The sequence below is a fragment of the Exiguobacterium sp. BG5(2022) genome, assembly GCF_031844365.1.
In the GTDB taxonomy this organism is placed as follows: Bacteria; Bacillota; Bacilli; order Exiguobacteriales; family Exiguobacteriaceae; genus Exiguobacterium; species Exiguobacterium profundum.
The window spans coordinates 1,512,437-1,532,584 of the sequence record NZ_JAUZVB010000001.1 but is presented as its reverse complement, the minus strand read 5'-3'; the positions used below and the strand labels follow the sequence as shown (position 1 = coordinate 1,532,584).

At 50.0% G+C, this 20,148-nt stretch carries 17 protein-coding genes; 4 read left to right on the top strand and 13 right to left on the bottom strand.

The genetic code is table 11. From position 1 onward, the window contains the following. Positions 1–86 precede the first annotated feature (86 nt). The gene (locus Q9R25_RS07880) at positions 87–2,750 is read left to right on the top strand and encodes an immunoglobulin-like domain-containing protein (RefSeq protein ID WP_311282981.1); all 2,664 of its coding nucleotides are present in this window, start codon (positions 87–89) and stop codon (positions 2,748–2,750) included. A gap of 42 nt (positions 2,751–2,792) precedes the next feature. On the opposite strand, the gene Q9R25_RS07875 is transcribed toward Q9R25_RS07880, so the two are convergent. Next, positions 2,793–3,086, bottom strand: a complete 294-nt coding sequence (locus tag Q9R25_RS07875; protein WP_074036045.1) for a hypothetical protein — start codon at positions 3,084–3,086, stop codon at positions 2,793–2,795. A 185-nt stretch (positions 3,087–3,271) separates the two neighbouring features. On the opposite strand from Q9R25_RS07875, the gene Q9R25_RS07870 reads away from it, so the two are divergent. Then, positions 3,272–3,772, top strand: a complete 501-nt coding sequence (locus tag Q9R25_RS07870) for a YdcF family protein (protein WP_311282980.1) — start codon at positions 3,272–3,274, stop codon at positions 3,770–3,772. 20 nt (positions 3,773–3,792) lie between these two features. Here the strand turns inward: Q9R25_RS07870 and Q9R25_RS07865 are convergent, their stop codons facing one another. From Q9R25_RS07865 to Q9R25_RS07855, 3 genes are all read right to left on the bottom strand, one after another. Beyond that, complete coding sequence (locus Q9R25_RS07865; RefSeq protein WP_215243707.1) at positions 3,793–5,628, bottom strand: acyltransferase family protein; 1,836 nt, start codon at positions 5,626–5,628, stop codon at positions 3,793–3,795. Positions 5,629–5,781: 153 nt separating this feature from the next. Then, entirely contained in the window at positions 5,782–6,966 is a 1,185-nt protein-coding gene (chrA, locus tag Q9R25_RS07860) for a chromate efflux transporter (RefSeq protein WP_215243708.1), read from the bottom strand. A gap of 4 nt (positions 6,967–6,970) precedes the next feature. Then, positions 6,971–7,279: a PadR family transcriptional regulator gene (locus tag Q9R25_RS07855; RefSeq protein ID WP_215243709.1), complete on the bottom strand. Its 309-nt coding sequence runs from the start codon at positions 7,277–7,279 to the stop codon at positions 6,971–6,973. A 200-nt stretch (positions 7,280–7,479) separates the two neighbouring features. On the opposite strand from Q9R25_RS07855, the gene Q9R25_RS07850 reads away from it, so the two are divergent. Further along, the gene (locus Q9R25_RS07850; protein ID WP_214690562.1) at positions 7,480–10,164 is read left to right on the top strand and encodes an HD domain-containing phosphohydrolase; all 2,685 of its coding nucleotides are present in this window, start codon (positions 7,480–7,482) and stop codon (positions 10,162–10,164) included. Positions 10,165–10,203: 39 nt separating this feature from the next. On the opposite strand, the gene Q9R25_RS07845 is transcribed toward Q9R25_RS07850, so the two are convergent. The 3 genes from Q9R25_RS07845 to Q9R25_RS07835 are packed head-to-tail and all read right to left on the bottom strand — an operon-like array spanning position 10,204 to position 13,367. Next, complete coding sequence (locus tag Q9R25_RS07845; protein WP_074036055.1) at positions 10,204–11,304, bottom strand: ABC transporter permease; 1,101 nt, start codon at positions 11,302–11,304, stop codon at positions 10,204–10,206. After that, a complete protein-coding gene (locus tag Q9R25_RS07840) occupies positions 11,291–12,424 on the bottom strand; it encodes an ABC transporter permease (RefSeq protein WP_311282979.1) in 1,134 nt (377 codons plus the stop codon). Before Q9R25_RS07840 ends, Q9R25_RS07845 begins: the two co-directional genes overlap by 14 nt. 10 nt (positions 12,425–12,434) lie before the next feature. Beyond that, on the bottom strand, positions 12,435–13,367 hold the full coding sequence (locus Q9R25_RS07835; RefSeq protein WP_214690565.1) for an ABC transporter ATP-binding protein: 933 nt from the start codon (positions 13,365–13,367) through the stop codon (positions 12,435–12,437). A gap of 144 nt (positions 13,368–13,511) precedes the next feature. Here Q9R25_RS07835 and Q9R25_RS07830 point away from each other — a divergent pair, with 144 nt between their 5' ends. Then, entirely contained in the window at positions 13,512–13,910 is a 399-nt protein-coding gene (locus Q9R25_RS07830; RefSeq protein ID WP_159562802.1) for a hypothetical protein, read from the top strand. A gap of 87 nt (positions 13,911–13,997) precedes the next feature. On the opposite strand, the gene Q9R25_RS07825 is transcribed toward Q9R25_RS07830, so the two are convergent. The 6 genes from Q9R25_RS07825 to Q9R25_RS07800 form a co-directional block, all read right to left on the bottom strand. Next, positions 13,998–14,897 carry a CAP domain-containing protein gene (locus Q9R25_RS07825; protein ID WP_311282978.1) on the bottom strand — a complete coding sequence of 300 codons (900 nt, stop codon included), beginning with the start codon at positions 14,895–14,897 and terminating at the stop codon, positions 13,998–14,000. A 110-nt stretch (positions 14,898–15,007) separates the two neighbouring features. Continuing rightward, entirely contained in the window at positions 15,008–16,231 is a 1,224-nt protein-coding gene (locus Q9R25_RS07820; protein ID WP_371730229.1) for an exo-beta-N-acetylmuramidase NamZ family protein, read from the bottom strand. Positions 16,232–16,422: 191 nt separating this feature from the next. Then, positions 16,423–18,180, bottom strand: a complete 1,758-nt coding sequence (locus Q9R25_RS07815; protein WP_311282977.1) for a C39 family peptidase — start codon at positions 18,178–18,180, stop codon at positions 16,423–16,425. A gap of 110 nt (positions 18,181–18,290) precedes the next feature. Then, positions 18,291–19,049, bottom strand: a complete 759-nt coding sequence (locus Q9R25_RS07810; protein WP_214690569.1) for an ABC transporter permease — start codon at positions 19,047–19,049, stop codon at positions 18,291–18,293. Beyond that, positions 19,049–19,897, bottom strand: a complete 849-nt coding sequence (locus tag Q9R25_RS07805; protein ID WP_159562797.1) for an ABC transporter ATP-binding protein — start codon at positions 19,895–19,897, stop codon at positions 19,049–19,051. Before Q9R25_RS07805 ends, Q9R25_RS07810 begins: the two co-directional genes overlap by 1 nt. Next, positions 19,894–20,100 carry a PLD nuclease N-terminal domain-containing protein gene (locus Q9R25_RS07800; protein WP_012727079.1) on the bottom strand — a complete coding sequence of 69 codons (207 nt, stop codon included), beginning with the start codon at positions 20,098–20,100 and terminating at the stop codon, positions 19,894–19,896. The genes Q9R25_RS07805 and Q9R25_RS07800 overlap by 4 nt, the downstream gene beginning before the upstream one ends. Positions 20,101–20,148: the final 48 nt, after the last annotated feature.

The window sequence follows — 20,148 nt, the reverse complement described above, 5'->3', positions numbered from 1 at the left end:
TTTTCGGGGTAAAAATGATTAACACCTTAGAGGCACGCACATCATGTATACCTGTCGCCTTGTAGTTAGTAAAGGAGGATGCATGAATGAAAAAAGTCGTTGCTCTTTTTTTGTGTTTTTTCTTACTTGTCGGATTTACCATTGTACCAGGGTCGAAGGTTGAGGCAAGTTCATCTGTGACTCATGTCTACTCACCAAAATCGTATACACACTATGGAGGAGTTACGTATGCGGTTAAGAAATTTACTTATCCAAAAAGTGTGAAAGTCAAATTATCTAACGGGCGGTACGCTTATCGTTCAGTGAAATGGTCGAAAGTCAGTTTTCAAAAAGAGTACTTGAATCGAACTCAACGAATCGTTGGAAGCGTTCAGGGCACGAACAAGAAAGCGACCTGGTATGTGAGAGTGAAGAACTATCCGATCAAGGTTTCAACGCCAATCATTCGTGCGGTCGGAAAAGGTCAAAAGGCGAATTTGCCGACCAAATTAACTGCTTATTTTGCAAATGGTCAGCGTTCCACTTATCCATTGGAGTGGGACCAAGCATACACAAGTAAGCTAGGAACAAGAATGGTCAGCTATAAAGCTCGTGGATTAAACTTATACTTCAGTGGAAAAGCGAAGCTTGTGGTGCGAGATGTTCATTTGACCCAACCCGTTTTTTCCATTTTGACGAACAATGAACAGATTCAGGCCGTAGGTAAAATTCATTATCCGGCTCGAGGCGTACGTCACTACTTGATTGCTGAAAACAGAGAAACCAAAGTACAGTATAAAAAGTTGATTTATCCTGAACAAGATGGATCTTACAAAGTGGCATCTCTACCGCTCAAACCTGCGTCCTATAATATGTATGTCCAGTCGGGCGTCAAGCGGACATCACCGGTGGTCGTTTCATTAAAAGGCGGACAGGTTCCGGGTGATTCGGAATCGGATATTCGCAATCTATTAAAAGGTCTATTATTGAATATCCAAGTGGCGAATCCGTTGTTGAATGACATCGTCTTCCCGCAAATTGACGGTGTGACATTCTCGATTGATTCAAACAAGTCGGCTTTGTCGAGTGCTGGTAAAGTGACGCGCGGAACGAATGATGAACTTGTGACGTTCACGATTCAAGCGAAACGTGGGGACATCACGGAATCAATCACCTACAATAACATTTTGATTCCGAAGCGCTCCCAGACGGACGAAGAAGAGCTCGACCTCTGGCTCAACAGCATTCAAATCGATAACCCGCTCACGAAGAACATCGAATTGCCGTCCTATCCGGGTGTCGTCTTCTCGATTGAATCGAGCAATCCATCAGTCGTCTCCACTTCTGGTGTCGTTACGAGAGGAAATCAAGACGTGTATGTCAATTTGACCGTACGGGCAACGAAGGGAGCGGTGACGCGTACGAAGTCCTTCCCGAATATCCTCGTACCGAAAAAAGATTCATCGGCGGAAAGTATCATTGATGATTACTTGAATCGACTGGTCATCTCAAGCCCAGTGACTTCAAATATCACACTCCCACCTCTTGCTGGGGCGACGGTGACCTTGACGTCTTCGAATCAAGCGGTTATTACAAACAGTGGGATTGTCACACGAGGTACGACGGACCAATCCGTTTCGCTCGTCGTCACAGTGACAAAAGATGGGGTCACGAAAACGAAAATTTTCCTCGGTTTACTTGTACCGAAGAAAGAAGGCGGGGCTGAAGGGGAAGTAGATGACTACTTGGCAGCACTGTCGATTACAAGTCCACTCACATCGAACATTGTCCTACCGCCATTCACTGGTGGTACAACGACGCTGTCCTCATCGAATCCAGCGGTCGTCTCGAACAGTGGGGTTGTCACACGTGGCACGACGGATCAAACGGTGTCGATTACGGTCAATGCGACGAAGGACGGTGTGACGAAATCACGTACCTTCTCGAACTTGCTCGTACCAAAAGATGATGCGGTGTTGACAGCCGAGCTCGACGCGGCTTTAAATGCCATCAACCTTGGTAATCTCATTAACCTGTCGACCAACATCTCACTTCCGTCCGCATCAAACGGAATCAACGTCAGTTGGTCTTCGAATCAACCGGGTGTCATCTCGAACACCGGGGTGATTCAACAAGATCCGACCGATGCGAAATCGTTCATCCTGACGGCTTCGGTCACAAAGAACGGATTGACTCGGACGAAGACGTTTAGTGGGTCGGTTGCAGCGAATGTTCAGTTGGTATTAGCAGACGATGTGACGAAAGTTAAGTCGTCATTCGGGACGCTGTATCCGGTATTTGATTTGTCGTTACCAACGAGCTTGAATGGTACTCCGCTCACATGGACCTCAAGTAACCCGGCGCTGATGACGAGTACGGGGGACGTTCGGGAAAATGATGTGGTCACGCCATTTACCTTGACCGTCAGCAATGCTAGTACAAATCAAATCATCAATATGTCCACACAAGATGTCGATACGGGGTTACTCGGTGGGTTGCTCGATTCGCTTGGCACCCTTTTGAATCCAGTTGTGAGCGCATTGACGGGTAATGCGCAAACAGCCACTCTGCCAACGCAGTATGGAGGTTTACTTGGAATCGGGGCGAAGAGCATCACGAATTGGGAGAGTTCACACCCGAATCTCGTGACGGTTCAAGGATCCAATGTTACCATTCAACGAGATGACCAAGAGCATATCGTTGTCTTGCGAGCGAAATATGAAGGAATCGATCAACCGATTCCATTTATCGTCAAATTATCGAAACGATAACAAAGAAGAACGGAGTCGCATGATGCGACTCCGTTCTTTTAGTCAATGTGTTGTGAAGCGAGCTGGTCCAATCGAAGAGACGAGACGTGTCGCTGCACGTAAGCAATCCAGCTGTCTCGTATACACACGGCTCACATCAGAAAATGCAGAGGGAAGATGGTCTGAGTCGAGGGGACCTTGTCGCATATAAGGAGATTCCCCGGCGCCAAGCGGTGTCGGATGAATCACAAACTTATAGTGAGATGGGTCGAGCTCGACGACTTCGATTTCTGCAAACAATTGTGCATCACGTGTATACAAGAAGCGGGTGGATAACCATTTATCTGAATCTGTCATGGGTCACCAGTCCTCCCTCAAAAAGTCTTATCTCCTTTATATTAAAACATTTTATGGTTATTTGGTAATTTTATTTCATATATATCCCAAAACACTGACTATAATTTGTAAAAAGAATGGATTCGTGCAATCTTTCTCTTGATTAAGTATGGTTAAAAGAGAATGGACGAATATGAGGTGACAATATGAGAAAGAACGCGACTGGTACATACCGGTTCGTCATCATCCTTGGGGCGAAAGTGAATGGGACTCGACCGTCCCGCGCGCTCCAACATCGAATTGACGTAGCGGCCGCCTATGCGAAGGCACATCCTCATGTCGAACTGATCGCAACAGGTGGACAGGGACCAGATGAAGGGATGGCGGAGGCGCGTGTCATTGAACGAGAACTGATGGCGCAAGGAATCGATGCAACACGGATTCATGCGGAAGCGACATCGACGTCGACAATCGAGAACTTTGAGCATAGCCGCTCAATTTGGGGCGGGGCGTCCGGTTTGACGATCGTGACGAATGATTTTCATGTGCCGCGCGCTCGTCTGATTGCGAGACTGTACTTTCAGCTCGAGAGTGATGCTTTGTATGCACCGACCCCACCGCTTGCGAAAGTGCGATATATGATCCGTGAAATGTTGGCGTACGTGAAGTTGTTGGGACGTTACGTATTTAGGAAAGAAAAAAACTAGGCTCTTGCACTCGCAAGAGCCTAGTTTGGTTGACAGCCGATTTCTTCGTTCAGTACGTGGCCAAACGCTTCGGCGCCCTTAATATTTAAATGGACCCCGTCACTTTCGAAGTACGCTTCCTTTCCGATTGAGCGTTCATGCCAATCGATGAGGGACACGTTCTCATGAAGCTCACTGGCCCGAGCGAGTTTTTTATTGACCTCACTCTCCCATGGACGTGGGACACGTGTGTTGATCAAATAGATTTCATCTGCTCGTTCGAACTGCTTGAGCAACGTCTCGAGTTGCTCCATTTTGAAGGCACCGTTCGTTCCGAGATGGAGGAACACGACGTGACCTGGAGCATTATACGATTGGTACTGAGAGGCAACTGGAATCGCATCGCGAACTTGACGTCCGATTTGGGCGTCGATTTTCATATTCGGGAAAGCATCTGCCAAATATTCGTTCAATCCGAGCATGACCGAATCGCCAATCGCGAGAGCCGGTGGACATGTTCGTTCTTCTGGTTTTTCAGTTGGTGCTTTGTTTTCTTTTGTCGATTGATCTTCAGACGGGACTTCCTCTGTTTCCTTAGATTCCGATTCTTTCGGAACGTCCTTTGTCTCATCTTTTGGCATCGGTACTTTCACGACAGGAATTTCATCTTCGACCGGCTTCGACTCAGAGAACGCCAGAATGGTCAAATTCCCAACGAGAACGAGTGAGAGCGCGGTCGCACATGCCGTGGCGGCAAAGCGTGCGTTCGGGTGCGTCGGTGTTGAGACGAGCTGACGGAACGCTTGTTTGAATCCGTTTCGACGAATCGGTGTCTCGACGAAGCGATACGACAACTCGGCGATCAAAAGCGTCAACGCCACTTGCCCGACGGAAAGAAGTGGCGAGAACGTCCCGAGTCGATCGAGCGGTGTCGATAGAATGATGACCGGATAGTGCCACAAGTAAATCCCATACGTGCGTGTACCGATCACGCGAAGCCAAACGCTTCCAAACAGTCGTGACCAAATGGTCGCCGGATGGGCGACAGCGGCAATCAATAGGGCGGATAGGAAAGCGACGAGCAAGAAACCTCCGTAATAGAGGAATGCATCGTAGGCGTTGACGTTACTGATGATCCCGACGATGACGATGAGCGAAACGGCGCCGGTCCAGTTCAAAATGTGGCGTCCGATATGCGGGATCGTTTCTTTAAACGTGTCCGGACGCCAACCGAAGGCGAGGACGGCTCCCATGAGCAGACCGAACAATCGCGTGTCGGTCCCGTAGTAGACGCGGCTCGGATCGGCTTCCGGGACATATCGGAACGCCATCCAGGCGGCGGAGACGAATAGAAGCGCAGCGAGCAGTTGAAGCAATCGCTTCCGGAACGCGAGACCGACGAGTAGGAGCAACGGCCAGAACGCATAAAACTGTTCTTCGATGGAGAGAGACCATAGATTTTGAAGCGGTGATGGCTTTCCGAAACTCTCGAAGTAGGAGACTTCGTGAAAGATATACCACCAGTTGTTCACATAGGCGAGTGCCGCCAGTGAATCTTGGCGCACCGTATCGAGCAAGGAGCGGTCAAACAGCGTCACATACGTCATCACGACCGACAGCATCAAGACGAGTGCCGGCAACAAACGACGGAAACGCGCGAGGTAGAACTTTTTCAAATCGATTGTGCCGGTCTTCGTCCATTCGCGAATCAAGATCCCGGTAATCAAGTAACCGGACAGGACGAAGAAGACATCGACACCGAGGAATCCCCCGGGTATGTAAGGTACATTTAAATGATATAAAATCACAGCCAAGACGGCGAACGTGCGCAAGCCGTCGAGACCAGGCATATACGTTGTATGTTTGAGTGGTTGCATGCCCCCACTTCCTTTCTAGTAAAGCGGACATTTCCCTTATTTTTGAATCCATTCTTCAGTATAACGAGCGTGGAGGAGGGAATGGTTTCAAAAGATTAACAATCAAATGACGTAAAAATCCAATAAAAAAAGGGACACGAGGTCCCTTGCACCTTACATCAGATTAATCAACGTTCCACCGAGTACCCCGGCGATGACGAGTGCCCACGGTGGTAACTTCCAATAAGCAATCATCACGAACAGGAAGGCAGCGAACACGAAGTCGACCGCATCGTTGACGGTACTCGTGAAGATCGGGCTGTAGAATGCCGCAATCAAAATCCCAACGACCGCCGCGTTGACACCGATGAGGGCACCGGCGACTTTCGGGTTGTGACGGAGCGCGTCCCAAAACGGAAGTGCTCCGAGGATGAGCAAGAAGGCCGGCAAGAAAATCGCAACCGTCGCAAGGATACCACCCGGCACACCGTTAATCACCGTTCCAAGATAAGAAGCGAACGTGAAAAGCGGACCAGGAACGGCCTGAGCGGCACCGTATCCTGCAAGGAAGGCTTCTTCACTCAAGAAACCAGCAGGTACAAGTTCTCGTTCTAGTAGTGGCAAGACCACATGTCCGCCGCCGAAGACGAGGGCACCGGCCCGGTAAAAGCTATCGAACAAGGCAATCGTCTGATTCTCAAACGTCTCCCGTAAAATCGGTAAGATGACGAGAAGTGCCCCAAAAATCGACAGCAGAATGGTCCCGAGACGTTTCGAAATCGGGAACGCACTCGATTTCGTATCGAGACGGTCCGGCTTGAACAACAGGAATCCTGCGAAGGCCGCGAGGAGAATGAACGATACCTGACTGAACGTCGTTTGCCAGAGTAGGACGCCTGCCAAGGCAAAAAAGGCAATCGTTCGTGTCTTTGTATCAGGTGTCAGTTTACTCGCCATCCCTAAGATGGCATGGGCGACGATAGCGACAGCGACGACTTTCAAGCCGTATAACCAGCCTGCATCGGAGACGTCGAGTCCGGATAACAATAAAGCGAATAGGATGAGGGCAACGACCGACGGCGTCGTGAAGCCGATGAACGAGGTGATCCCACCTAATATGCCACCGCGGACAATCCCGATCCCAATCCCGACCTGTGAACTCGCCGGTCCGGGCAAGAATTGGCATAAGGCGACGAGGTCGGCGTAAGCTTTCTCATCCATCCATTTGCGTCGTCTCACATATTCCTCGTGGAAGTAACCGAGGTGGGCGACCGGACCACCGAATGAGGTGAGACCGAGCCTCGTTGAAACGAATAAAATTTCTAGTAACGTCTTGAACGTCACACGTTCTGTCGTCATATCTTCACTCCTTAATTTCTTTGAATAACTCGTATGCCTTTTGACGGGCTTCCGCCAACACAGAAAGTCCTTTTTCGGTCGTCACGTAGTTTTTGCGAACGTGTCCATCGACCGTCTCGTTTTCACGAATCAAGAGCCCGTCTTTCTCCATCCCGTGCAAGATCGGGTAGAGCGTCCCGGTGCTGATTTCGTACCCGTGCTCCCGAAGCTCATCGACCATCCATGCTCCGTAAACGGGGTGTTCCGCGGCGTGGTGCAAAATGTGGATGTGGATGAATCCGAGAAACAGCTTCCGCAAGACGCGGTCTTCCATATGTGTCATCTCCTTAATATCGAAATTCGATATCGGTTTTCGAAATCAGTCTAGCAAAGGTGAGGGAGAGAGGCAAGGGAAGAACTTGCAGTTTACGAAAACTTTAAATGAAAAGATGGGAATGACTTCGGAAAAAATAGGGAATCTATCACAAATGAGGTAGAATAGGTAGAGATTTTATTTGCTGAGGAGGAAGTGACGTGACAAACCCCATTCATTCTTCATACGATACATTGTTGCGTTATATGCCCCAAGGCTACGTCGAGTTTAAAGTGATTTACGACGACGCTTCGGAGCCGATTGACTATGAATTCTTTGAAGTGAATCCTGCCTTTGAGAAGATCATGAAAGGGAAGCGAAAACACTTCATCGGAAAAAAAGTGTCAAGCGCCCTAAAAGACTTTGAATATAGTGAGCGGGAATGGATGATTCAAGTGGCACACGTCGTCAGTGATGGCGGCACGGTAACGTTTGAACACTATTCTCGCCGTAATAAATGTTGGTTCGAGATGTCTGTGTTTAGCCAACGAACGGGGTTTGTGTCCGTCATGTTTCACGACATCACGCCACACGTCCAAGAGAACAATGCGTTAAAACAGCTCGTCAACGTATCGCATCGCTTCGTCTCGACGGGTAGTGACTTGTTAATGAATCAACAATTTCTTGATCAGATTCGTGACTTCACTGGAGCGAAGGCGGTCGCTCTCAATTTGATGGATGCGGATGGCGAATCGTATACGACAGTGGCATTATCAGGAATCGATGAAATGTTAGAGAGAAGCCTCGACATTCTTGGATTTCATCCAGTCGGGAAGAAGTGGCCAATGACGGACCAACGTCGTGACCTGTTCAAACAATCAAATCCTCGTGTCTTTGATGGGATTGGTCCACTTATTGATGGTGCGCTTCCAACACGTCTCGTCAAAAATCTACTTCGAATTTTCTCGCTTGGAGAAGTCGTTCTCTTCAAAATCGAGAAAGACGGTATTTTATACGGAGACTTGACGATTGTGATGGAAAAAGGGAAGGTCGCCAATCGGCTAGGGCTCGTAGAGTTATATCTCGTCCACGTCCTTGAGCAATTGACGAAAGCCGATCATCAAATCGGAGAGACGAAAAAATCGATGTTTGGTGGATTCGCGACCCTCGACTTGGAGTGCATCATGGCCTTCAACACACGACAAGTGCTCCATTTGAACGATGCATGGGAACGAATTTTAGGGTTTTCACTTGATGAGCTGGAGAATATCGACTTTCTTAGTCTAGTTCACCCGGATGATGATACCATCACGGAAGCGGCGTTTATGGAACTTGAGGAACGTGGTGAGTTGTTCCGCTTCATCAACCGTTTCCGGACGATCGACGATACGTATCGATCGATCGAGTGGCATTGCAAACTTCAAGGGAATTATATTTATGCGGTCGCGAAAGACGTGACGGACCGAGTTCAGTTAGAAGAAAAGTTGGCAGACCGAGATCGGCTTTTGACGAAATTGTCCGATCAAATCCCGGGTGCCATCTATCAATTCGAATTATTGCCTGATGGAAGTTTCAACTTCCCATTCTTTAGCCGAGGCTTTGAAGATATGCTGGGGATTTCGGCAGAAGAGGTACAGACGGACGCGAGTCTTGTCTTCCGACGGATGCACCCGGATGATTATCCGCTTGTCATGCAGTCGATTGATGAGTCCTATCGCAACTTGACGATTTGGGATGCTGAGTTTCGCGTCTTGACCGAGGACGGACGAACCGTCTGGATTTTAGGATCATCCCGTCCGGAAAAGATAGCGGATGGTCACGTGTTGTGGCACGGTTATATCGGAGATGTCACGGAGAAGAAAACATATGAGAAAGAGATTGAGTATCTCAGTTACCACGATCAATTGACGGGCATCAAAAACCGACGCTACTTTGAAGAGGCGTTGGAGCGCTATGATGATGACCACTTTTATCCGCTCACACTCATCGTCATCGATATCAACGGGTTGAAGCTCACGAACGATGCGTTCGGACACTTGGTCGGAGACCAGCTGCTCGTCGAAGCGGCGAATATTTTGCGAAATGAATTGCGCGCGAAAGATGAAGTGGCACGAGTCGGAGGCGATGAGTTCGTCGTGATCTCTCCGAATACGACGCTCGATGAGGCGAAACAGCTGTCGGATCGTCTCGGTCGTCTCTTCCACGAGCAGACGGTTGAAGGATTACCGATTTCCGCATCATTCGGTGAAGCGGTCAAACATGACTCGAATGTCGAATTGACCGAGGTGTTCAATTTAGCGGAAGATCGGATGTATCACCACAAGGTTTCTGAAAAGCAGAGTCGACGCCACCATTCCATTCAAATCATCATGCGCACGCTGTATGAGAAGATTCCACGAGAAGAAGCGCATTCTCAACGAGTCGCCAATTTAGCGGGGCAACTGGCAGAAGCGATGGGCTTCACGAATGCTGAAGTGAATGAGATTCGAACGGCCGCTATTCTCCATGACATAGGAAAAGTGGCAATCAGCAACGATATTTTGGATAAACCGGGCGCGCTGACCGAATCGGAATGGTATGAAATCAAACGCCACCCGGAAATCAGTTACAATATTTTAAGTACCGTACCCGAATATGTCGCCTTATCGGAAATTGTCTTGGCGCACCATGAACGATGGGACGGGAAAGGCTATCCGAAAGGGCTACAAGATTTTGAGATCCCTCTTGCTTCACGAATCATCGCAATTGCGGATACGTTCGATGTCATGGTGACGGGGCGACCGTATCGACAGGCGAAGACGATTGACGAGGCACTCGCCATCATCTCACAAGAGGCGGGCAAACAGTTTGACCCATCTCTCGTCGACGTCTTCTTTGAAAAAGTCGTACCGACACTTCAACAATAAAAAGCGAGTCCTCCTGAATATGGGGGACTCGCTTTTGTATTAGACGGTCAGGGGTCGTTTCTTCAACACGAGGATGGTGAGGAGGAAGACGACTCCGGTCATGCCAATCATGACAAGGATGGAGAGATACGGGAACTGTCCCTCATACATCGTGATGACACCGTTATTCAACCAATAGGTCGGCAGGAAACGACCGACAAGTTTCAATGAATCCGGCAACCAGAGCAGGCTGATGAACGCCCCGCCGGTGATAGCGGATGCCATCGTGACCGAGATTTGAAAGATGTTCGCCTTCTCCCGATTCGTCGCAAACACGGCGATGAGGCCACCGAGGGCTAGACAGACGAGCAGATAGGAAGAAAACAAGGCGAACACGGTCGGGAGATGTGTCCATACATCCTGACCGTATAAAGCGAGGCTCACGCCAATCAACAGCATCACGTAGATGAAGCCGACGAGATAAAAGGCTAGTAGCAGGGAGGCGAAGTAACGCCTTGGTGTCACCGGTGAGGCGAACAACCGCGCATAGATCTTCTCGTCCCGATCATCCGCGACAAACATAGGAATGAACTGGAGAAAGGTCGACATCATGATGAACGACAACAGACCGAAGAAGGCCTGTGTTCGGGCGGTCGTGGCGACACTTTCCTGAAACGGTTCACTTGAAAGTGTGTAACCGTTCGACGTCTCTTTTGACGCAAGCTGTTCGAACGTCGCTTTATCGTAGCCGCTCGCTTCGAGCAGTTGGCGTTCGCGGGACAGATGACCGTTCAGTGCCTGCTCGATCAACGAGGCATCACTCCCGGCGATTGCAGAGAAGGAAGGGCGAGGCATCTCTCCTGTGAACGCCTGTTTCGTGAAGTCATCAGGAATGATGAGGACGATATCTTCTCCTTCTAACAAGACATCATCCGTGTTCGACTCGAGCAACGTGACCCGACCAAACCGTTCGGCCTCGTCAATGAGGCGTTCGGCGAGAAGTCCACCGTCCCGGTCGACAATCCCGATGGATGCGTTCAAACTGGACGTTCCACCGACGAAGGAGAGGATGAGCGCGAAACCGAACATCGACACGAAGGTGAACACCCACAGCCCTTTCTTTCGAAGCATCCGTTTGGCCACATGTCTAATGAGTACCATGACGCTTCACCCCTTTCGAGAGAATGTAGCTGAATGCGATCAAGATGAGGAGATGAATCCCGAGCAATCCGAGACTTTGCCAATACAGATTCATGTCACCTTCACGTAGGAGGACGGCTAGCATTCCGTCCCGCATGAAAATCGGCATGAACACGTAGGCAGCCCACGGCGCATAGTTCAGCGTCACTTGGTCAAAACCGGGGACATAGCCACCGGATAAGATCATGAGGATGGCGACGAATCCGTTGACGATCGCATCCTTTGTCGTCGCGCTCAACTTCGGCAAGTTGACAATCAGGAATCCGATGGCGACCCCGTACGCGGTCAAGGCGAGCCAAGACAGAATCAGATAGCCGAACTGTACGTTCGCTAAGTCGAATGTGCGATAGACGAAGTGGCTGAACCAAAACAAGAGGATAAGCTGCAACAAGATGATGACGTAGCGACTGAACGTCCGCGCAAGTCGATATTGAACCGTTCGGACTGGGGCCGCTTGGATGCGTAAGTAACTGCCTGTATTCGGTTGCTCTTCTCGTGCCATCGATGTGATATAAAACGACCCGAACAATGCCGTCATGATTGAAATCGTGACGGTGAAATACTCGAGCGAGGTCGGGGTACGTCCCGCCAAGTCGACACTTTCCGTATCGAGCCAAGCCTCATTCACATATGGGACCGACACGCCTGCTTCCGCGAGCGTGATCTGTTGATTGGCGATGGCCGTATACTGACCGAGGATGGCATCGAGGACGTCGAACTCGACCGTCGTCGGTTCCTCATAGAAGAGTGTGATGTCAGGTCCATCGAGTTGCAAGATGACATCGGCATCGCCATCGTTCACACCTTGTTCGGCAGATTGGAGGTCAACGTATGGGACAAGTCGGATGAAGGCTTGAATGTCTTCCTCTTTTAAAAAAGCCTCGAGCGGCTCTCGATACTGGTCGGTCGACGATTCGACGTAGGCGACGTTCGTGACCGGAAGTTTGAACGTGTCACTGAAAACGGCCGACAGCATCGTCCCGAGTCCAAAGATGAGGATGAGCGGAAAGATGAGCATCCAAAAGAGGGTGGCACGATCACGAAGCCGCTGTTTCACATCATATTTGATGAAAGTCCACATGACGTCCCTCCTATTCCCGGAGCGTCTTCCCTGTCAATGCCAAAAAGACGGTATTGAGGGAAGGGCGGTCGACCGTGATGGCGGTGAAGTGGACACGTTCTTGATGGAGTGTCTCAAGGAGCGGAGCAAGCGGCGTGTCTTTGTCTAACGACACCTCGATATACGGTTCTTCATACTCTACTTTTTGAACGTGTTCGAGTGCGTCAAGACGTTCGAGCAAATTTGGTGTGAGCGCATCGACTTTGATCCGGGCCGTCTCGAGTGTCATGACACGGTCTTTCAATTCGTCCTGTGTTCCTTCTGCGATGATCCTTCCTTCATCAACGATGGCGATTCGGTCGCAGAGGAGTTCGACTTCTTCCATGTAATGAGATGTATAGATGATGGTGGCACCGCGGCGATTCAGTTCGCGGATGTTCTCTAAAATGGTATTTCGCGACTGCGGGTCGATGGCGACGGTCGGTTCATCCATGAAGATGAGTTCGGGTTCATGGACGATGCCACAGGCGATATTGAGGCGACGGAGGAGACCGCCGGACAGTTCGGGCGGACGTTTCTTTTGATGGGCATCGAGTTCGACGAAGTGGAGCGCGGCCTCGGTCTTTTGTTTCGCTTCTTTCGGACTGAATCCATACAGCTCCGCAAAAAATTGGATGTTCTCATAGACGGTCAGCTGGTCATAGACGGAGACGTGTTGCGGCACGATCCCGACGCGGCGTTTGATGGCTAGTTCGTCTTTTGGCATCGCTTTTCCAAAAATGTGAATCGAACCGGAGTCCGCCTCGTACAGATTCAACATGACCGAAATGGCGGTCGTCTTCCCGGCACCATTCGGTCCGAGCAACCCGAAGAGTTCGCCTTCTTCCACTTTCAGAGTGAGGTCGTTCAAGGCAATCGTATCCCCGAACCGTTTCGTGACATGGTCGAGCGAGATAATGGACATCGTGATACTCCTTTCTCATGTGAAATGTTTCTCGTTCTACACAAAGGTGTTCGAGGATTGTCACGAATTTACCTGTCCGGAACACTTGAAATGTGCAATAATCTAATTATTCAGATAATTATAGTGTTGAAATGAGGGATTTGGATGAAAGGATGGCAATTCAACAAACAAGAAGGGGCATTGTTCCCGGACGAAATCGTGCTTTCTGCGTTTTGTACAGTCGAACCGAAACGAATGGATTCGACACTCCCGTTCTATTATGATGAGTCGATTTTTCGTTTCACGAATAAGCATGGGGAGACGTTCTACTTTAAAATATCACCGAGCTATCACGAGTTTGAAATCAATATCAAAGGTGGGGACGGGGAGCTCGTATATTATCAACTGCTCCGCACCGTCAGCAAGGTCGAGATTTTAGAAGACCGGCGAGACCACGCAGAGTTATTGATCGTCCTAGCTGAAGATCGAAAGCGGACCGTGACGTCAATCGAATTGACCGTCCGACCGCGTTTTCGTGTGCTCGTGAAAGAGCATGAGATATAAGAAGTGCGTAAGGCTCGAGAGCGGATGCGAATCCGCTTTTTTAATTGGCGAAAAAAAGACAGCCACGACGTGACTGTCCTTCAGCGGTTATTTCGTCAAAAAGATTTGAACATGGATGGTCGACCCTTGGGCATCGGTCGCTTTGCCAATCCCGAGGTGCGTATAATTCGCATTCAAGATATTCGCGCGATGACCGCTGCTGTTCATCCACGCATCGACCGCCCGGACTGGGTCGCTCGATCCTTTATAGATGTTCTCCCCCCAGCCCCGATACGAGACGCCGTAAGCGTCTAACGTGTCCCCGGGTGTACCGTTCTCCTTGAGCGTGTGCGAGAATTGACCCGTACGCGCCATCTCATCGGCACGGACTTGGGCGACACGGTTCGCCTCACTCGAAGCAGCGAGAAGAGAGAGACCGGCAGCCTTCCGTTCTTTGTTTGTCTCGGTCAACACGTTGACGGGCGACGTGAAACTGACATGATTGGCGAGGATGTACCCAGTGTATGAACCGTAGCGCACCTTGTACCATCGTGATGTGCCGGTATAGCGATATGACACGGTCTCAAGTTCTGTACCCTGCCGGACGAACTTGACGTTCGAAGAAGTCGTGAGCGGACGTGATTTTAAATAAACGCTCGACGGTTTGACGTACGTCGGTTTCGTGAACTTCACCTCAGCTGTGGACAAGCGGACATACTTGGCGGGCAGATAATCGTAGCCGCTGCCCCATTGAATCTTATACCAGCGCACACCGTCCAATTGGAACGATGTCCGGACACGCATCGAACCGTCTCGCGGAATGAGTGCAAGTCGTTTCGCGCTCAAAGAAGGCGACTGCCGGACATTGAGTTGACTAATGTTGGTCACGTAACCGGTCGTGTTGATCGACGTCTCATAATATGCTTGGACGCGGTTGATAGAGAAGGGCGACCCGATCACTCCGAGTGTCAGAATGATGGTGAGTAGTAGAGAGATATGCTTCTTCAATGGAATCGACTCCTTTTGTGGGACTCCCTATATTCTATATCGTTTGGGTGATTTTTGGTTTTACCATTTCATTACAAAAAGGATGGACTCTTCGTGAGCCCATCCTTGCTTCATTTATACAGTAAATACTCTTTCCGAATTGGGAGAAACGCGTCCCGTTCGTCCTCGATTTTCGTCAGGATGTCTTCAAGCGGAGCTCCTTCGAGAATCATATCTTTCACGTAGGCGTTTCCTGTCAATTTCGTGATGAAGTCATTCGCTAAAAACTCGAAGTCGTCCGGATACATGCTGTGAGCCATTTGAATCATCGCAATCCCAGTTCTTGTCGATTCGAATCGAGCTGGATCAGTGACATAGACCTCAACTCCGTGCGTCAGTTTGCCCGCGTGTTTTGAGAACGTCGGCGTGAACGAGGCAGCCCGGAAAGCGACACCTGGCAAGTCGAGCCCGTTCAGCTCATTCGCATATTCATGCGCTTTTATATACGGCGCGCCGATCAGCTGAAACGGTTTCGTCGTCCCGCGCCCCTCGGATAAGTTCGTTCCTTCAAACAATCCGGTCGCAGGGTAAACATTGACCGTGTCGGTCGTCGGCATGTTCGGGGACGGCATGACAAACGGGAGTCCCGTGTCCTCATACATCATCGAACGCTTCCAACCTTTCATTTTTACGACTTCAAGGTCGGCTTGAATCTGATACTCGGTGTTGAACAGTCGCGCGAGTTCACCGACGGTCATCCCATGCTTTAGTGGAATCGGATAGAGACCGATGAAACTGGAGTAATCCGGGTCGAGCACCGGACCGTCAACGCGAAGCCCGCCTTGCGGGTTCGGACGGTCGAGGACGACAAACGGAATCCCGTTCTCGGCAGCGGCTTCCATCGCATACGCCATCGTATAGATATACGTATAGTAGCGTGTCCCGACGTCTTGGATGTCAAAGACGAGCACGTCGACATCTTGTAGCATCTCAGGAGTCGGTTTCTTCGTGGCACCATATAGGCTATATACAGGCAACCCCGTCACGTCATCGATGTAGGAACTGACCGTCGATCCGGCTTGGGCATCTCCCCGAACGCCATGCTCTGGTCCGTACAATGCCGTCAACTCGAAGTCATCGGACTGGTCAAATAGGTCGACGATGCTCGTTCTCTCCGCGTTGATCCCGGTCGGATTCGTGATTAGTCCGACCCGTTTTCCTTTCAAAATTTCCGGGTTTTCCATCAATCGGTCGACCCCGAGTTCGACCTTTGGTTTTTTCGGTTCAGACTTCGCATCGGCATCCAACCAGACGATGGAAGTCGTGAGAATCGTCAACGCAGCCATACCACCCATCCACTTTTTCATCAGAAACTCCTCCTTCGATTCATGTAAGCGCTTCAATTTCTTAACAGGAGTGTACCATTCAGAAATTTAATTTCAATATTTAATTGTAAAAATAGGAATTTATATTTCTTAATTTCGTACTTTTCTCCTAATCGGACATAAAAAACGTGTCCTTCGATGAAAGACACGTTCCTATTTACTCATCTGACCGCGAGTGCTTTCCATCCCGTCGCGCTCATGACGGCGCTCACTTTTGACTTAGGGATGACCAAGCGACCGCGATATGGGTCGTTGATATACAAGTTTGACTTGTCATAGCCGGTTGCCAACATGACATGATAGTTAACGTAGCCGGTGAACTTCTTGTTCGAAGCGGTATACCAGTTGAAGTAGCCGTATGGTTTGTTGAAGTCGACACTCGCCCAGACGATGACCGGGTTGCCCATCGACAGTTCGCGTTCGATTGAGCCGAGCCCTTGATTGGACAAGTCTTTCACCGGACGATACTTACTGGCGAATTCAATCATGCCTTTTGGATAAATCCCATAGTTCTTATATTTTCCGAGCGTCCCTTTCGGATCTCCTGTGAACATGACGTTCGGGTCGACCCAGCGATAGAGACGGTTCTCATAGCGAGCGTTCCACATACTCTTTGGCATCTCGTTATATAAGGTCGAGGCGCTGACGGCACGCCCTTTTTCTTCAAGTGCCATTTTGAGAGAGAAGAACTCGCAGCCTGACGGATACCCCATCGGGAACTGACGATAGAGCGGGACGCTCATCTTATAGACGGACAGTGCCTGAGAATAGGCACCACGCGCATCGAATGAGGCGTTTCCGACACGACGGTTTTGATACATCTTTCCGTATGTATCAAAGTAATACCACTTGCCGTCGATGGCTTGCCAATCCGTCTTTTTCGTCAAGGCCGGAGCATAATATTCGTACTGGGTCGTATATTTCCATCCTTTCTCCGGCACACCGGTCGAATGGAAATGATACGTCTTTCCATCTAATCGGAATTTCCCTTTCAAGCGGTATCCGTAAGTCGGGTGGAATCCGACCTTCTTCCCATCGACCGTTTGAAATCCGTACTCACGACGTCCATATGGATCGAATGAATAGACGCGTGCATTCAATGTGTGGATACCTTCTAGTCGGTAGCCATAGGTCGGATGGAAGCCGTACATAACACCATTTATCTGTTGAAGGCCATACTTACGATCGCCGTATTTTCCGAACAGGTAGTGACGATTGTTAATCCGATGCAACCCTTCGAGGCGATACCCATAGTAGGGATGAAATCCATACACTTTTTCACCGATTCGGGTGAGACCTTGTCGACGTACCCCGTCAGTCCCGAAATAATAGCGTCGTGTGCCGATCGTCTGCCATCCGGTCGCCATCTTTCCTTGCTCCATCAAATAATATTTCTTGCCGTCAATCGTGTACATGCCTGTACGAATGGTCCCGTCTGGGAAGAAATAATGTTTGGCGTCACCAAACTGTTGCCATCCCGAGAGTCGGACCCCGTCCTCGTTGAAGTAATATCGTTTGCCTTCGATTGTCTGGAAGCCGGTGACGGCTTGACCGGTTTCGTCGTAATAATAGACGAGACCATCGCGTTCTTGCCATCCGGTGAGTAGCTTCCCGTTCTCGTCAAATGTGTATGTCGTGCCGTCGACCGCATGGGGACCCGTGATGAGTCGACCGTCTGTCTCAAAATAATATGTAGCACCTTCGATTTCCTGCCAACCTGTGATGAGGGTACCATCTTCATTCAGATAGTACGTATGACCCTCGATTACTTGCCACCCTGTCAACACCGTCCCGTCACTCGATGTATAGACGATGCCATCCTCCGTCTGTTGGAATGAACCCTCAGCGGACGCGAACTGTGGACTCGTCCACACTGCACCGATTAACAGACCGATGCCGACCCTTCTTTTCCATGTCATTCATGTGACCTCCTCTGTATGCATACACTCCTCTGTATGCATACAGAAGAGATACCCATATTTATCCAAGATGAAGCTGTGGCAAATGAATCATTTGTAAGGTCAGACGTTTACGCCGTATGACTCATGAACCGAAGTCGTTTCGACGCCATATACAGGGATAGGATGACGACAACGGTTCCGGTCACAATCGGCCACACGAGATTCACTTCTGTCAAGAACACCTGACTCGATAGTGGACCGAGCATCCATGGCATCCAATCGAGGTCGACCCAGCCGATGAGGAGCGACATGACGAAATGAAGACCGAGCGTCAAGACGACCGCAACGACACCGCTCTCGATCATCGCAGCGAGGAGAATGAAGATGGAGAGCTGAACGACAAAATGAAAGACAAGAAGTGCTGTAGATATGAGAAATGCGGTTACATCAAACGCCTCGAAAAGAATAACCGTATAGTAAGCGGCCGCTAATTGGGCGAGTACGAGACCACCGACCGTCAATAGGACGTAATGTGCCCATTTACTGATAACGATGCGAGACGTCGGGATTTGTAACGACTTGAGCCAAGCGAGCGTTCCGTTCGTCCGCTCATGACTGAACGTATGCATCGCCGACAACAAGACGACGAGAAGACCGATTTGGCGAAGCTGTTCACTGACTGAAATCAACACTTCTTCTGGTGTCGGTGTCGGGAGATCAATCACGGCGCCGTCCGGTAAATTGCCACCGGAAGCGAGGATATCTGGTAGGAAATAGAGCGTGAGCGGTTGCATCGAGGCAAGGAGCATGAGCACGATTGGGATCCAAATGAGTCGTTTGTTCGACCATGACTCTCGCCATTCTTGTTTAAAGATTGCGGTACGCATCAGGCGTTCACCTCCAAGAATAAAGATTCGAGTGACGGGTGCCCGACGTGTAGTGATTGGATGATGAGATTCCGTTCCAGGATGCGCCGCAAAATCGCCCGTTCGGCGAGATTCCGGTCCGTTGACTCAAACGTCCACGTCGAACCACGTTTGGTTGTTCGGGTCACGCCTTCTAACTGCGTCCAGTCTGCATCGGTCGTCCCATCGTCAAAGAGACGTAGCTCAATGGTCGACTTCGAACCGAGCAGGTCGGTCACGGTTCCTTCCATGAGCAATTTGCCTTGTCGAAGCAGGAGCACCCAGTCACTTGCCTCTTCGGCATCCGGCAGGACGTGCGTCGAGTACAGGATCATTCGCTCTCGTTTCAAGTCACTTAATAGATCGAGTACTTCTCGTCGACCGCGTGGGTCGAGTGCCGAGACCGGTTCATCGAGCAGTAAGAGTTCCGGGTCATGGACGAGCGCTTGGGCGATCCCGAGACGCTGTCGCATCCCTCCCGATAAGTTCGCTGCCGGCCGGTCGACCGGTTCGAGCCCGACTCGTTTCAATAGTTGAATCGGCTCGACGTGTTTGGTCCCCGTCAATTCAGCGGCATACCGAATCGTCTCGACGGGAGTCAACGATGGATAGAGGGCAGGGCGCTGAGGCAAATAGCCAATCCGAATACGTTCGTGTCCGGTCATATCGCCACTTGTCGGTTCGGTGACGCGGGCGAGCAAGTTCAAAAGCGTCGTCTTCCCGGCACCGTTTTCTCCAAGGAGGGACGTGCAACCCGGTCGTAATTCGAAACTGACATCATCGAGCGCCGTGAAGGAGCCGAATCGCTTCGTTACATGTGTGATTTTCATCGCGGAGTCCGTCCCCATAAGAAGTATACGATTGGGCCGAGTATGTTGATGAAGACGATGACGAGAAGCCATACCCATTTCGGGCCATTCGTCATGTCGCGTTTGAACAAGTCAATCAAGGCGACGACGAGCAGGATGAGTTGCAAAATCAAAACAGGTAGTAAGATGAGAAAAAGTGTATTCGGGTCATTTGCGATGTCCATCGCGAGAACCTCCTTTTGAATTAGCTGTCTTTAAAACATTCTACATGA

Excerpts from the sequence above, each read along its gene's own strand:
- Q9R25_RS07880 (WP_311282981.1), top strand. The coding sequence starts at position 87 with ATGAAAAAAGTCGTTGCTCTTTTTTTGTGTTTTTTCTTACTTGTCGGA.
- Q9R25_RS07875 (WP_074036045.1), bottom strand. The coding sequence starts at position 3,086 with ATGACAGATTCAGATAAATGGTTATCCACCCGCTTCTTGTATACACGT.
- Q9R25_RS07870 (WP_311282980.1), top strand. The coding sequence starts at position 3,272 with ATGAGAAAGAACGCGACTGGTACATACCGGTTCGTCATCATCCTTGGG.
- Q9R25_RS07865 (WP_215243707.1), bottom strand. The coding sequence starts at position 5,628 with ATGCAACCACTCAAACATACAACGTATATGCCTGGTCTCGACGGCTTG.
- chrA (WP_215243708.1), bottom strand. The coding sequence starts at position 6,966 with ATGACGACAGAACGTGTGACGTTCAAGACGTTACTAGAAATTTTATTC.
- Q9R25_RS07855 (WP_215243709.1), bottom strand. The coding sequence starts at position 7,279 with ATGGAAGACCGCGTCTTGCGGAAGCTGTTTCTCGGATTCATCCACATC.
- Q9R25_RS07845 (WP_074036055.1), bottom strand. The coding sequence starts at position 11,304 with ATGGTACTCATTAGACATGTGGCCAAACGGATGCTTCGAAAGAAAGGG.
- Q9R25_RS07840 (WP_311282979.1), bottom strand. The coding sequence starts at position 12,424 with ATGTGGACTTTCATCAAATATGATGTGAAACAGCGGCTTCGTGATCGT.
- Q9R25_RS07835 (WP_214690565.1), bottom strand. The coding sequence starts at position 13,367 with ATGTCCATTATCTCGCTCGACCATGTCACGAAACGGTTCGGGGATACG.
- Q9R25_RS07830 (WP_159562802.1), top strand. The coding sequence starts at position 13,512 with ATGAAAGGATGGCAATTCAACAAACAAGAAGGGGCATTGTTCCCGGAC.
- Q9R25_RS07820 (WP_371730229.1), bottom strand. The coding sequence starts at position 16,231 with ATGGGTGGTATGGCTGCGTTGACGATTCTCACGACTTCCATCGTCTGG.
- Q9R25_RS07815 (WP_311282977.1), bottom strand. The coding sequence starts at position 18,180 with ATGACATGGAAAAGAAGGGTCGGCATCGGTCTGTTAATCGGTGCAGTG.
- Q9R25_RS07810 (WP_214690569.1), bottom strand. The coding sequence starts at position 19,049 with ATGCGTACCGCAATCTTTAAACAAGAATGGCGAGAGTCATGGTCGAAC.
- Q9R25_RS07805 (WP_159562797.1), bottom strand. The coding sequence starts at position 19,897 with ATGAAAATCACACATGTAACGAAGCGATTCGGCTCCTTCACGGCGCTC.
- Q9R25_RS07800 (WP_012727079.1), bottom strand. The coding sequence starts at position 20,100 with ATGGACATCGCAAATGACCCGAATACACTTTTTCTCATCTTACTACCT.